Genomic DNA, 14,448 nt, shown 5'->3' on the forward strand with positions numbered 1-14,448 from the left:
ACAACATCTATAATAGGGAGTGCGACCATGAGAGGGATCCTATTTGCGGTTATGGCAGGATTTTTTATTACATTGCAAGGAGTAGCCAATTCCCGGATCAGTCAAGATATCGGCACATGGCAAGCGGCTACCATCACCCAGTTGACCGGATTCGTTGCCGCCTCCCTGATCTTCCTGTTCGTCCGCGACGGAAGCTGGCAAGGGTTCAAGCAAGTGAAACCGCTCTATTTAACCGGGGGCGCCTTGGCGGCGATCATTATTTACACCAATGTTACGGCGATCCATCAGGTCGGGGTTACATTAACGATATCGGCGGCGCTAATTGCCCAGTTGTGTCTGACCTTCCTCATCGACCGCAACGGCTGGTTCGGCGTCATGAAGCAAAAGATGGGGCTGCCGCAATTTATCGGCATCGGCTTAATGATCGTCGGCGTTTTGATCCTGAAGTTTTAATCATCGGCGAAGACCGAAGGCTAGAGGTGAGACCGGAACGTGAAAGTATGGAAAGACCGCGCATTGCTGGAACATTACTTGCATATCCATCGCATCGAATCCGTATTTCATGAACAGATCGTACCGCATTTATCGTTGTACGGTTTCGATCGGGGAGAACTCGTTTGCTCCCAAGGAGATCCTTTCCAATATTTGTACGTGCTCGTCAAAGGGAAGGTGAAAGTCTACACGACCTCGGCCGAAGGCAAAACTTTGATACTCTCCTTTAGAACGCCGCTTGAAGTGGTCGGGGATATTGAATACGTCCAGGGTACCGACATTCTCAATACGATTGAAGCGGTATCGTCCGTTGTTATGATCGGAGTTCATCATCGCTGGTTGAAAAAATACGCCAAGGATTACCCGCCGCTCCTGCAATTTCTGCTGCGCATCATTACGCAAAAATTCGCGGTTAAATCCAATTCGTTGAGCTTTAATTTGATGTATCCGGTCGAAGTGCGCTTGGCAAGTTATTTATTGTCCGTCTCCTTCGACGAATCCGGCTCGCTCTTCACCGAAGAACCGAGCGCAATCCATCTCATGGATACGGCGAATTTAATCGGCACCAGCTATAGACATTTGAATCGGGTCATCCGGCAATTCTGCAAGGAAGGGTTGATCGAGCGCCACAAAGGATGCATTCTCGTGAAGGACCGGGAAGGATTAAGCGCGCTGGCCAACCATAATATTTACGAAAAATGACGGGAGAGTAAAGAGTCATGATGATAGGATTGCTATTGGCGTTTATTTCGGGCGCGCTGGTCGGATTGCAAAACATTTTCAACAATAAAGTGAACGAACGCGCCGGCTCTTGGGCGACAACCACTTTAGTACTGGGGCTCGGATTTCTGGCTTCGTTGACGATCGGTTTTATCTTTGAAGGGCAGCGTTTGTTTGTATTGCACAATATGCAGCCTTGGTTCTGGTTCAGCGGTTTGGTCGGCGTAGGCGTCGTCATTTGTCTCGTGCGGGGGATCCGGCTGCTTGGGCCGACGTATGCCATCTCGATCGTTCTGACGTCGCAACTCGGCTTTGCTTTATTGTTCGACTCGCTGGGCTGGCTCGGATTGGAGAAAGTCCCTTTTACGTTCAAACAGTTTGTCGGCGTACTGGTCATCGTCGTCGGCATTTTCGTTTTTAAATTGAAAAAACCTTACTTCTCTTTTTCCAAAGAATCCGGGGAATCCGGGTGAATGCCGTTGTCCAATTGGATATTGATTTTCTCCGCATTCGGATCGGCCGCTTTGACTTTGTTTTTCCTGTTCATTTTCGCCATAAAAGATATGACGATCGCCAATGTGAGAACAAAATAAATCGTTATGGCCCATAAGGCGGTCCCGAGTCCCGCTTGCATTCTTCCGTTATAATAAAGCAAAGCCCTCATCCCATCCACCATATACCGGGTAGGCAGAATGAAACTGAATATCCGGTGTACAACGGGCAGTGTCGATAAAGGAACCGCGCCCCCGCTCGAAAATATGCCCATAATATTCACCGGGAACATGACCAGCATTCCCCAGCCCCCGAAAAACAAGGCAAGCGATTTAAATAAGCAAAGCATCGTCAAGCAGCAAAATAAGGTGTACAAGAAAATAATCCAAATGCCGGAGGCGTGCGCGCTTCCGAAAAATCCGAATACCGCCAATTGCAAAACGACCGAGACGCATAACGCTAAAATCGCTCCGAGCATCAATTCGGACGCCAACATCCTCGATTCGCTGACCGCAGCGCCTTGTTTCTGCAGCATCCCGTTGCCCCGCATCAAATATCCGTGAATCATATTTGCTCCCATAATTCCCGAAATCGAAGTAATAAGGATCATCATGAACGGAGTCATTCCTTTATTGAGATGGAGCGGAAGCCCCAGCACATTTTCGGCGGCTGACCGAACGGGATTTACGATTAGAGATGCATTTGCGGGAGACAGGAGCACCCTTTTTTGCCCCAATTGCTGCACAAGGCTGCCGCTAACCTCCTCAGAAACGGAAGAAGCGACGGTTTGCAGGATGCCGGTTGCAATCATCGACGCGGATTGGCCGATCCCTTCGTTCATTAACATTTGCAGCGTCGCAGGCTCCCCGCCTTCGTTCCCCGCAAGGAGCGTATCGCGAATTTGCGCGAGACGTTTCGAGTAATCCGCGGGAATGACTAGCGCCCCGTAAGCTTTATTGTTTTTTAAATCGTTCAACGCTTCCTTCCTGCTTTTCGCGTACGTCCAGTCGACGGCGCTCCCGTTTTGCTGTTCGATAAGATGCAATAAGATAATATCTCCGGCATGTCCCTCGTCTTCGTTCGCGACGATTAAAGGAACATGCGTTATATTTCGATTGTCTCCGCCAAAAACGGGCAAGTACACACTGATCATACTTAGCATGAGCAATGAAATTAACCATATGGGAAACCAGGTGGAACTTAACTGAAATAATCGTTTCACGCTTCCGTTCTCCTTGCTTGGAATTGCTTGATTTACCAATTATTATGTGTGATAGGGAGCGCGATTATGAGAAGGGGGCGAACGGGATTCAAATATTTTCGTAAAATTTTCGTAAATATTTCTTGACCAACCATATATTTCCTTGAAATAATAAATTTACTAGCAAAGATTTTCATAGATTCAGGTTTCGAAAAAAATGAAAGAAAGGGGGATCGGGGGTTATAGGCATGTTCATGCGAAGAAGCGTTGCGTGAAAATAAGAATGGATTAAAGGAGGAGAAAATAATGCGTAACTTGGTTGTCTGTATGATGCTGCTCGCCATGAGCGTCGCGTTGCTGCCGGCCGTCTCGTTCGCGTTTCCCGGCGAAGTTTCGTTGGGTGCGGGCTCTTATTCCACCGCCCTTCCGCCGGGAGCGTCCGCTCCGCAATCGCAAATCTACAAAACCGGCAACGTAACGGGCAAAATGCAAACCAACGATTGGTGGAGCAGCCTGGCATGGGTCCCGTTCTCCGAAGCCCAGTATCCGCATCCGCTCGCGGTGAAACATCAGGCCGAAGGCATGCGAATCTATTATCCGGGCAATCGGATCACATCCAATTCGGCATGCATATGCGGCTGGATGAACGATATTCACGATTTTGTCGTAGGACATTCCGCCGTCGGGACGTTCCCCGACGCCAAAGTCGACGGATTCAGCGACTGGTTCGTAAGAGCGCTCTATCAGAGCGGCGGTAATTCCATGAATGTTTCTTACGGGCACGGGTCGCCTTACGTTTATTTCACTTTTAACGGAGGGAGTCCGAAGCTTGCGTTTGCGGAAACGCCGTCCGTTTGGTCCGGCAATTCTTCCACTCCGGTACTCGGCGTGACGATTGCGGGCGCCCATTACGGCCTGTTCGGCGCCAGCGGAAGCACCTGGAGCGGAATCGGATCGAAAACGCTAACCAATAATGGCAGCGCTTACTTTTCAGTCGCCGTCCTTCCGGATGCCAGCAGCGCCACCTTGAACAAATTTGCGCAGTACGCCTACTCCCACGTGACCAATACGCAGATCAACTATTCGTACAATGCGGCGAGCGGCACCGTAACGACTACGTTTACGTACAGCACGCAGGCCAAACAAGGTACCCAAACCGGAACCCTGTTCGCGCTGTATCCGCACCAGTGGAAATATACGAGCGCACCGCTGTTGTCCTATACCTACAATACGGTCAACGGACAAATGAAAGTCGGGGAAGGCGGCTCGTTCCAAACGGCCGTGAAATTCACCGGCGTGCTCCCGTCGCTGCCGGACATGGGAACTTATAACCGGACCACGCTGCAGCAATATATCGATCAGGCCGAATCTGAAACCTATACGGGTGCGCAGGATACGTATTGGGTCGGCAAGCGGCTCGGCAAGCTTGCTTCGCTCGCCCCGATTGCGGATCAATTGGGCGACACGGCCGCGGCGAACAAATTCCGGGGCGAAATCAGGCAAACGCTGGAAAGATGGTTGAAAGCGAGCGATTCGTCCGGCAATATGAAATCGCAAAATCTGTTCTATTACGATAACAATTGGGGAACGGCGATCGGTTATCCGGACAGCTACGGGTCGGCAGCGGAACTGAACGACCATCACTTCCATTACGGCTACTTCGTCAAGGCCGCGGCGGAACTTGCGCGGGTCGACAAATCGTGGGCCGACAACTGGGGACCGATGGTCAATCTTCTCATCCGGGATATGGCGAACTGGAACCGCAGCGATACGATGTTTCCGTATATGCGCAATTTCGATCCGTATGCCGGCCATTCCTGGGCGTCGGGACATGCGAAGTTCGGAGACGGCAACAATAACGAGTCCTCTTCCGAGGGGATGAACGCCTGGGCCGGCATGATTTTGTGGGGCGAGGCGACGGGCAATACGGCGATCCGGGACGCCGGAATTTATTTGTACGCCACGGAGATGCAAGCGATCAACGAGTACTGGTTCGACGTTTCCGGCAGCAACTTCCCGGCCGGCTTCACCCGATCGACGGCCAGCATGGTATGGGGCGGCAAAACCGTCGGGGACGCCACATGGTGGACGGCGAATCCCGAGGAAGTGCACGGCATCAACTGGCTGCCGATCACGGGCGCATCGCTTTATCTTACCCATCATCCGAACTATGCGGCCGAGAATTATAACGCGTTGGTGGCGGAAAACGGCGGAACGAATTTCGATCCATGGGAAGACTTGATATACCAATACCGCGCCATATCCAACATTACGGAGGCCAAAAACTTCTGGAACGCGCGCGGAGCCGCAATGACGCCCGAGGCAGGCAATTCGAAAGCGATGGCCTACCATTGGATCTACAATCTGGACGCCTTGGGCAACGCGGATCCGACCGTGACGGCGGATTATCCCGTTTACGCCGTGTTCAAAAAAGGCGGCGTCAAAACGTATGTTGTCTACAACATGACAAGCCAGGCGCGAACGGTCACGTTCTCGGACGGCCATGTCGTCACGGTACCGGCTCATAGCTTCAGTACAGGAAACGGGCAGGGGGGAGGAGACGGCGTCGAATCCGGGAAGGTGTACAAGCTGATCAATCCGAGCAGCGGGAAGGCGCTCGATGTAAACGCGGCCGGGACGGAGAACGGCACGAATGTGCAGATTTGGGAAGACAACGGATCAGGCGCGCAGAAGTGGCGGGTTGTATCCAACGGGGACGGCACGTACAAACTGGTCAACCCGAACAGCGGGAAGGCGCTTGATGTGAACAACAGCGGGACGGCGAACGGCACGAACGTGCAGATTTGGAATGACAACGGATCGGGCGCGCAGAAATGGCAGATTGTATCTAACGGGGACGGCACGTACAAGCTGATTAACCCGAACAGCGGGAAGGCGCTTGATGTGAGCGGCAGCGGGACGGCGAACGGAACGAACGTACAGATTTGGGAAGACAACGGATCGGGCGCGCAGAAGTGGCGGTTTTATGAAGTGGAGGATAGCGGCGGCAGCAACGGTTCGGGACCGTTCGTGACGGCGGATTATACCGCGGGAACGACCAAGCCTTCTTCGTCGCAGGCCCGCATCTATTTCACGCCGAACGGATACGTTTCGAACTATGTGGACGTGCATTACATCTTGAACGGGGAGGGCCAGCAAAATTTCCGGATGACCGACAACCAAGGAACATGGGAGCATATTGTTAGCGGCATTTCGACCGGATCCGTACTGCAATATTGGTTCACCTACGAAAAGCAAGGTCCGCAGTACGATTCCCCTACGTATCAACATACGCAATAACGCATATTCGTTCAGGCCCGGCCGTTGGAAACGACCGGGCCTTTCGCATGCGCTTGGAAGCGCAATCGCGGTTTTTATCGGGAAATGCTTTCTAAACGAAACATATCTTCATTGGAAAAATATGATATACTAAATATAGTATATTTGGACTAATGCATGAAAAAAGGGGACTTTATGAACCGACCGTTATACCAGCGGATTCAATATGATATTATACGGCGCATTCAATCGGGAGAACTTGCCGAAGGGGATCTGGTGCCTTCGGAAAAGGATCTTTCGCTTCAGTACGGGGTCAGTCGGATTACGGCCAAGAACGCTTTAAACGGATTGGTGGAAAGAGGTTTGTTGAGTCGATATCGAGGAAAGGGCACGTTCGTACGAACATCGCCCGAAGCGAAGCGGCGACGCACCTTTCCAACCGGTGACAATAAAACAATCGCTGTCATCTTGCCTGCTATGAAAACGAAAAACGATCAGCGATTGTTGGACGGTCTGGAGAAATATTGTACAAAAGCGCATTACAATATATTGGTGCGCATTACGCGGGAGTCTCAGGACGAAGAAGCGAGAGCAATCGAACAATTCAGGGAGACTGGGGCAGACGGATTCATTATAATTCCGGTCGAACGGGAAAATTACAACGATGAAATACTGCGGTTGTCGTTGGATCGGATTCCTCTTGTGCTGGTATCTTGCTTTTTAAAAGAAATTAAAACCTACAGCGTCAGCTCGGACAACGTCGGCGGCGTTCGGGAAGCCGTATCCGACCTGATTGCCCGGGGACACCGCCGAATCGCTTACCTGTCGCCGGAAATTACGAATACGGCGACGGATGAGCGCGCCAGAGGCTATGAATTGGCTTGCATGGACCACGGAATGCCGATCGACAAGACCCTCTGGTGCATGCTTCCATTCGAAACGATCGTTCAAGGCGGAGGACAGGATGAAATTACCCGGTTTCTAAACGAGAAGAATGTTACGGCCGTCTTAGCCGTAAATGCGGAATTGGCTCAATATGCGTTTCAAGCGATTCGAACGTTATGCAGCGGGAAGACTTCGTATCCGGAACTGGTTGCATTCGACGACGCGGATCTGGAGGGCATACCCCATATTCGGCAACAGGAAGACGAGATCTCCAGATTGGCGGTTGCATTGCTCTCCGAACAGTTGCACGGACGCTTTGATCCCCGAAGAATTACTGTACCGATACATTATAAACGAGCATTAGAAGAAGTATAGATGCAACGAAATGGCTGATCGATTGATTCGATCGGCCATTTCTTCTTTACAAGACGAACAAAAAGTTATAATAGTATAATTAATATAACTTATATGATATAAAAGGTTGGGAGATCTATGAAGTCATTGCCGCTTTATAAGCAAATTCAGCATGACATTAAACGTCTGATCGCGCTTGGAACGCTTCGCGAAGGGGATCGGGTCCCTTCCGAAAAGGAATTGTCCGAAAAATACCGTGTTAGCCAAATCACAAGCAAAAATGCGCTGATCGGGCTAATGGAGGAAGGATTGCTTGTCCGAATTCAGGGGAAGGGCACCTTTGTCTTAAGCAGGCCGGAGAATTCGCCCGCTCATGAAAGGCTGGGGGAGTGGGCGGCTTTGCCCGGCAAAAGCGGACGAATCGGACTGGTCGTGCCTACGATGAAGACGAAGGTCGACCAGCGCTTCCTTGATAACATTGAGAAATACGCGACCGCCTCAGGCTACGAATTAATGTTGCGGATTACTCGGGAATCCCAACAAGAAGAAGCGAATGTCATTGCATCCTTCATGAAGCAAGGCGTCGATGGAATGATCATCTTCCCCGTTGAGAACGAGACCTATAATGATTCTATCTTGCGGCTTTCATTGGAAAAATTCCCTTTTGTCCTTATCGATCGTTATCTGAAGGAGATCAAGACTTACAGCGTCAGTTCGGACAATGCAAACGGCACGAAAGAAGCGGTTGAATATTTGCTGGAGAAAGGCCATACGTCGATTGCGCTCATCTCTCCGGAAATCACCAACACGGTAACCGACGAAAGAGCGCAAGGATTCGAACAGGCGTATATAGGCCGCAAATTGTCAATCGACAAAAACTTATGGTGCCTGTTGCCGTTGGATACGATCGCTTCCGGCAAAGCCGGCGACAAGATCGGCGAATTTCTGAGGGAGCGGCCGGAATTAACCGCCGTGATGACCGTCAATACGGAATTATGCCGATACTCCTACAAAGCTGCGACCGAGATGAAAAAGAGGGTGCCGGACGATCTCGAAATCGTTACGTTCGATCCTCCGGACATCCCGAATGTATTGTATATTCGCCAAAATGAAGAGGAAATGTGCCGATTGACCGTGGAGCTTCTGCTGGAGCAAATAAACGGGAAACAAGAGGCGCGAAGAGTGATTGTTCCTGTCTCTTTTATAAAAAACACGACAATTTTATATTGAATTTATTATATAAAAATATAATGTTATATTTTATGATCGAGGTGAAGCGCTTACATTAAATTAGGAAAGAAGAGGGGATTTGCATGAAACGGAAGAGTAAGTGGACCGGTTTGATGCTGTTGGTTTTGTTGCTTGCCCTATCCGCATGCGGCAGCGGCAACGTCAAGAATGAGGCGACTCCGTCGGAAAACTCGGACAACTCGCAGAAAACGGATCATGACGGCGGCGAAAATCCAAAGAAAGACCCTGTTACGATTGAATTCATGGGTCATGGCAACCCGGACGAGAAAAAGATTTTCGAAAAGCTGATTTCCTCCTTCGAGAAAAAGTATCCGAACGTGACGGTAAAATATACGTCGGTTCCTCCCAACGAGTATTCGCAGAAGTTGAAGACGCTGGTCGGCTCCGGCAAAGCTCCCGACGTATTCTATGTCGGCGGCAGCGAATTTTACCGGTTTGCGGAAGCCAAGGCGATTCTCAGTATTCAATCTTATATAGATCAAACGTCGCTGTTCAATCCGGATAATATTTGGAAGCAAGCGCTGGACCGGTACCGTTATGACGGCAGCAAGCTAGGTTCGGGCGATCTTTACGCCCTTCCGAAGGATGTAGGCCCTTGGGCGTTCGTTTACAACAAAGATTTGTTCGAAAAAGCCGGCGTTCCGCTGCCTTCCGCCAAAGCGGGAGAATGGACGTGGAACGATATGTTGGAGGCCGCCAAAATACTTACGGTCGACGAGAACGGCGACGGAAAGCCCGATCAATATGGCGTAGGCGCTTACAGTTTGGAGTCTGCGGTATGGGCGAACGGCGGAGAGTATATCGATTACGAGACGGGCACGGTTATGGTCGATCGGCCGGAGTTCTATGAAGCGATGCAGTTCGTCGCTGATTTAACTTTGAAGCATAAGGTTAGTCCGAATCCGGAAGCCGAAAAAGCGATGAATGCTTATACCCGTTTCCTGAACGGCAAGCTGGCGATGTTCGCCATGGGTCCATGGGATCAACCGGCTTTCTGGGAGCTGCCGTTCGAATGGGATATCGCTGCATGGCCTGCGAGCCCGAATACGGGCAAAACAGCGACATGGCTCGGCTCAATGGGCTTCGCGATCTCGGCGAAAACCGCACATCCGCAAGAAGCGTTCGACCTAGCCGCATTTCTGTCTCTGGACGAGAACGGCCAACGCGAAAATTATCAACTTGGTCAGGCGGTTCCAAACCTGATTGATATGGCGAACGGCGAATTCATGGAGATGGGGAAAGCTCCTCAGAACCGCCAAGTGTTCCTGGATATCATTCAAGACTACGGTCGTCCCGACGTTCCGTCCCGTTCGAAGGATACGCAGTGGATCGATACCTTCTTGCAAAACGCAAGCAAGGTATGGAACGGTGAAATGTCAGCTAAAGATTGGACCGCGGAAATCAAGCCTAAAATGCAGGAACTGTATGACAAGGGCAATAAGTAGTGCCGCAAGGGGAGCGTCCTCCCCTCCCTTTTTTTAAGACACCGAGTTTGGCGCAACGATCTTTAGGCGAAGGAGGAACCGACATGAAAACGAAGTTTGCCGGGTATCGAAAAAAGGAACTCGCTTGGTTGTATCTTTTTGTGGCTCCTCCGGTTCTCGGATTTTTGTTGTTTGGCCTCGTGCCGATTCTTTTTTCGATTTATATCAGCTTTCAGAAGTGGGATATGTTGTCGGAACCGCAGTGGACCGGTTTCGACAATTACAGAGAGCTTTTTCGGGACGAGAAGGTATTCAAATCGCTTTACAATACGGTCTATCTCATGATCGGCATTCCGATCGGCATGGCAATATCGCTTGTACTGGCCATTCTCATGAACCGCCAGATCAAAGGCATCTCCTTCATGCGAACGATCTACTACCTTCCGGTGATCTCTCCGATAATCGCGGTATCTTTGCTATGGCAATGGATACTGAACCAGGACTACGGGTTGCTGAACAATTTGCTTTGGGATTGGTTTGGCATTCAAGGCCCGAATTGGCTCGGCAAGCCGGAGTGGGTGAAGCCTTCTCTCATATTGATCGGCTTGTGGAGCGGCATCGGGAGCACCATGGTGCTGTACTTGGCCGGATTGCAATCGATTTCTTCCTCGTATTATGAAGCGGCGGAAATCGACGGTGCCAGCGCATGGAACAAGTTAACGAAGATTACTGTCCCTCTGCTCTCTCCCATACATTTCTTCGTCATCGTTATGGGAGTGATCGGGGCATTCCAGTCATTCAGCCAAATCTATGTATTGGCCGTGGACGGGGGACCCGAATATAGCGGAGCAACGATCGTTTATTACATCTTCCAGCATGCGTTCAAATATTTCAATATGGGTTTCGCAAGCGCGGCTGCATGGGTGCTCGGCATTATCATATTCATCGTTACGCTCATTCAATTTAAATTATCCGACAAATGGGTGTATCAGGATTAGGGGGGAGACCTGTGAGATATCAAAAAAATGCGAATGTCTTGTCGTTCCTGATTCTCCTGGCTGGTTCGATCTTCATGATCGCTCCGTTCGTTTGGACCGTGTCGACTTCGATGAAGGACCAGAGAAACGTATTTGACATGCCGCCTAAGTGGATCCCCGATCCCTTTACTGTCAAAAATTATACGGAAGTGTGGCAAGCCTCGCCGCTGCTGAATGGCTTTATGAACAGCTTGATCATCGTAGCGGTCGTCTTGACGGTCGGACTGCTGATCTCCGCCATGTCCGCCTATGCTTTCGGCAAGTTCGATTTTCCGTTCAAGGGCGTTCTGTTCCTCGGATTGCTCGGGACGATGATGATCCCGTATTCGGTCGTCATGATTCCGCAGTATATCGGTTTTTCCCGGCTGGATTGGGTGGATACGCTGCTTCCCCTCATTGTGCCGGGGCTGTTCGGCAATATTGTCGTCATATTTTTCCTGCGCCAGTATTTGCAAGGTTCGCTTCCGAACGACCTGATCGAAGCGGCGAAGATTGACGGCTGCAGCTTCCCCCGCATCTTCTGGACGATTGCCTTGCCCATCATGAAACCGGCTCTTGCCGCTCAAGCGGCTCTTGGATTTATGGGGATCTGGAATGATTTTCTCGGACCGCTCATTTATTTGCATACTCCGGAGAAACAAACGATTCAGGTGCTCATCGCTTCGATGCAGGCATTGTACATCGGCCAGTCCAATTATCCGATGATCATGGCCGCCGCCGTCATCGCCATGGTTCCGGTCATTCTCGTCTTTTTCTTTTGCCAGCGTTATTTTATCGAGTCGCTGGCGATCAGCGGGATAAAAGGATAGCTTGCCGCCGATGGCGAAACGCACTTTTTGTCTGCGCAAGATCGTGTGGTTGATCGGACTGGCGGCGGCGCTGGTTCTATCGGGATGCGATTCATACAACAAACCGGAGGAGATCGATTTGAGCGTATACGAACGTATGCATGCGAATCCTTACGCGTCATTGGAACAGGAATGGGAAGACTATGGCAACGGGGATCCGTTCGTCTTGCGTCATGACGGGCGTTATTATTTGTATGTCAGCACGAAAGATTTTCGCGTCGGCATTAAAGCATGGGTGTCGGATAACCTCATCGATTGGCGGTATGCTGGCCTTGTGACGGAAGATCCGATATCGACGGGGGCCTATGCGCCGGAAGTGGTCTATTGGAACGGATATTTCTATTTATACACATCCCCGGCAGGCAAAGGGCATTATGTGTTCCGGAGCGAGTCGCCGACCGGACCGTTCGAGAGAATAAGCGAAAATGTCGGAATGAGTATAGACGGCTCGGTGTTCATCGATGACGACGGCTCTTGGACGTTCACTCATGCCGGCCCGGAAGGGATCGTCGGCGTGCCGATGGACGGACCGGCCTCGTTTGGATTTGGCTCGGCGATCCCCGAGACCTTCTTGGGGCACTGGACGGAAGGCTCGATGATCATCAAGCGCAATGGCACCTATTATATGACGTTTACCGGCAATCATGTCTTCAGCAAAGGGTACCGAATTCATTATGCCGTAGCGAAAGAGTCGCCGCTGGGCCCTTATAGGGTGCCTGCCAACAACCCGTTAGCCATCAGCACGAAAGCGGATTTTTTCGGTCTGGGCCACAACTCCATTGTCATGGGTCCGGATTTGGATTCATATTACATCGTTTATCATAACCTGGTCGGCCGCTCCGGAGAAGGCCCGCCTGTCCGGCAAATGAATATCGATCGGCTCGTCTTTAACGGAGATAAAATGAATGTTCTCGGGCCGACCCATTACGATCAGCCTGTTCCGCAGTTAGCCGCCTTCGCAGGCCGGCTCGACGAAGCCATCGATCCAACCAAATGGGAGGCGAGAACAGAGCCGGCCGGAGGCGCGATCGTCAGCAAGGAATCGACGCATTCGTGCTTTACGGCGGAATTCAATCTGCGAATCGACCCTGGAAGCTTGCCGGATACGCGAATCGGCGCGTTGTTCAGCTATGTTGACGACGCCAACTTCGGCAGCGTCGAGATCGGCGACGGGAACCGGATATCGCTTATCTCTGTATCGGACGGTGTAAGGTCGACGCTTGCCGAGGCCGAGCTGCCGGCAGGCACCGATTTGACGAAGCTGCACGCCATTCGCGTCGAGCTTGAGGAAGGACGTTCGCGGATCTATGTTGACGGCGGCTTGAAAATGGAAGCGGCCGCGGCTTCTTTCGGCGCCGGGAAGATCGGGTACCGTTACGAAGGAGGGGAACCTATTCTCTCTTACACGGCGTTCTCGAACCATGTGAACGGCAGCAGCGATTTCGAATCGGTGAAACCGCTCCCGGGCACGATTGAAGCGGCTCATTACCTCATGAGGGCCGACAGAGGCTATTCGGTGAAGAAGCATGCCGACTCGGCCGCATGGCGGACAACGGACGGCGTCGATATCCGGGAGGCCGGGGACGGCAGCTATTCCGTCGCGCTGCACGATAAAGGCGATTGGCTTCGGTATACGGTCAATGTATCCGAATCGGGAACTTATGCATTCGATTTGACAGTGAAGCCTTCACAAGAATCGGCTTCGATCGAGCTGCTCGTCGACGATCGGAAAGTTGGCATCTATCAGGTGCCAGGCATGCCGTCAACTTCGCCTGATACGGAGTGGACGCGAATTCGGGCAGGCCGGACGGAGCTTGACAAAGGCCTGCATACGATGACGGTCAAGCTGCAGACAGGCCGGCTCGAATGGAAGACGATGGATTTCGGCCGTATTGAAGCCGAGCCGTTCCGGCAGGAGCAAGTTCTTGAGCAATCGGGCGCGGACGATGTTCACGGAATTTGGCAAAAGGGGGATGCGGGGTTCTTGGGCGCCGCCGACGCGGATTCCAAAATGTATGGAGGAAGCCCGCTTTGGTCCGATTACCGCATTGAAACGGCCGTTACACTTGGAGATAAGCCTTCCGGACAAGCGGGCGTGCTATTTAGAGTGACGAACGAATCGGATTTCCCCCATCAGGTGAAAGACGCCTTGACGGGTTATTTCCTGGCGGTCTCCGCGAACAAGCTCGAATTATATAAACATAATTACGACTCGGTCCTGCTGCATGCAGAGAAAGTGTCGCTTCAAAGAAATGAATCGAATCGATTGCGTATCGATGCGATCGGCGGATCCATACGCGTCTATCTGGAGGATGAATCGCAGCCGGTATTGGCCTACGATGATCCGGATGCTTTGATGCAGGGCAGGGTGGGAATTCGCTCGGTCTATGCGGAGCGGATCGAGATTGGCGATCTGACCGTTGAATCCGTTCAACCTTGAATACTAGACAACAGGCAGGAGTGAG

11 protein-coding genes are annotated in these 14,448 nt (G+C 51.4%); 10 read left to right on the forward strand and 1 reads right to left on the reverse strand.

Features of this window, described 5'->3' with window-relative positions:
* Positions 1 to 27: 27 nt before the first annotated feature.
* Genes LQ229_RS20290 through LQ229_RS20300 form a run of 3 tightly spaced genes read left to right on the forward strand, consistent with a single transcriptional unit; the run spans position 28 to position 1,685 of the window.
* Complete coding sequence (locus LQ229_RS20290) at positions 28 to 453, forward strand: DMT family transporter (RefSeq protein ID WP_216540975.1); 426 nt, start codon at positions 28 to 30, stop codon at positions 451 to 453.
* A 39-nt stretch (positions 454 to 492) separates the two neighbouring features.
* A complete protein-coding gene (locus tag LQ229_RS20295; protein WP_230192706.1) occupies positions 493 to 1,194 on the forward strand; it encodes a cyclic nucleotide-binding domain-containing protein in 702 nt (233 codons plus the stop codon).
* A 17-nt stretch (positions 1,195 to 1,211) separates the two neighbouring features.
* Entirely contained in the window at positions 1,212 to 1,685 is a 474-nt protein-coding gene (locus tag LQ229_RS20300) for a DMT family transporter (RefSeq protein WP_216540972.1), read from the forward strand.
* Here LQ229_RS20300 and LQ229_RS20305 read toward each other — a convergent pair.
* A complete protein-coding gene (locus LQ229_RS20305) occupies positions 1,646 to 2,926 on the reverse strand; it encodes an ABC transporter permease (protein WP_230192707.1) in 1,281 nt (426 codons plus the stop codon). The genes LQ229_RS20300 and LQ229_RS20305 overlap by 40 nt on opposite strands.
* 285 nt (positions 2,927 to 3,211) lie before the next feature.
* Here LQ229_RS20305 and LQ229_RS20310 point away from each other — a divergent pair, with 285 nt between their 5' ends.
* The 7 genes from LQ229_RS20310 (at position 3,212) to LQ229_RS20340 (ending at position 14,423) form a co-directional block, all read left to right on the forward strand.
* Complete coding sequence (locus LQ229_RS20310) at positions 3,212 to 6,205, forward strand: glycosyl hydrolase (RefSeq protein WP_230192708.1); 2,994 nt, start codon at positions 3,212 to 3,214, stop codon at positions 6,203 to 6,205.
* A gap of 174 nt (positions 6,206 to 6,379) precedes the next feature.
* Positions 6,380 to 7,444: a GntR family transcriptional regulator gene (locus tag LQ229_RS20315; protein ID WP_230192709.1), complete on the forward strand. Its 1,065-nt coding sequence runs from the start codon at positions 6,380 to 6,382 to the stop codon at positions 7,442 to 7,444.
* 117 nt (positions 7,445 to 7,561) lie between these two features.
* Positions 7,562 to 8,653, forward strand: a complete 1,092-nt coding sequence (locus LQ229_RS20320; RefSeq protein WP_230192710.1) for a GntR family transcriptional regulator — start codon at positions 7,562 to 7,564, stop codon at positions 8,651 to 8,653.
* 83 nt (positions 8,654 to 8,736) lie between these two features.
* Positions 8,737 to 10,119, forward strand: coding sequence for a sugar ABC transporter substrate-binding protein (locus tag LQ229_RS20325; RefSeq protein ID WP_230192711.1), 1,383 nt, complete (start codon positions 8,737 to 8,739; stop codon positions 10,117 to 10,119).
* 83 nt (positions 10,120 to 10,202) lie between these two features.
* On the forward strand, positions 10,203 to 11,096 hold the full coding sequence (locus LQ229_RS20330; protein ID WP_230192712.1) for a sugar ABC transporter permease: 894 nt from the start codon (positions 10,203 to 10,205) through the stop codon (positions 11,094 to 11,096).
* 11 nt (positions 11,097 to 11,107) lie between these two features.
* A complete protein-coding gene (locus LQ229_RS20335; RefSeq protein WP_230192713.1) occupies positions 11,108 to 11,944 on the forward strand; it encodes a carbohydrate ABC transporter permease in 837 nt (278 codons plus the stop codon).
* Between the two features lie 10 nt (positions 11,945 to 11,954).
* Complete coding sequence (locus LQ229_RS20340; protein ID WP_230192714.1) at positions 11,955 to 14,423, forward strand: family 43 glycosylhydrolase; 2,469 nt, start codon at positions 11,955 to 11,957, stop codon at positions 14,421 to 14,423.
* Positions 14,424 to 14,448: the final 25 nt, after the last annotated feature.

Source organism: Paenibacillus sp. CECT 9249, assembly GCF_918697855.1.
Classification (GTDB): Bacteria; Bacillota; Bacilli; order Paenibacillales; family Paenibacillaceae; genus MSJ-34.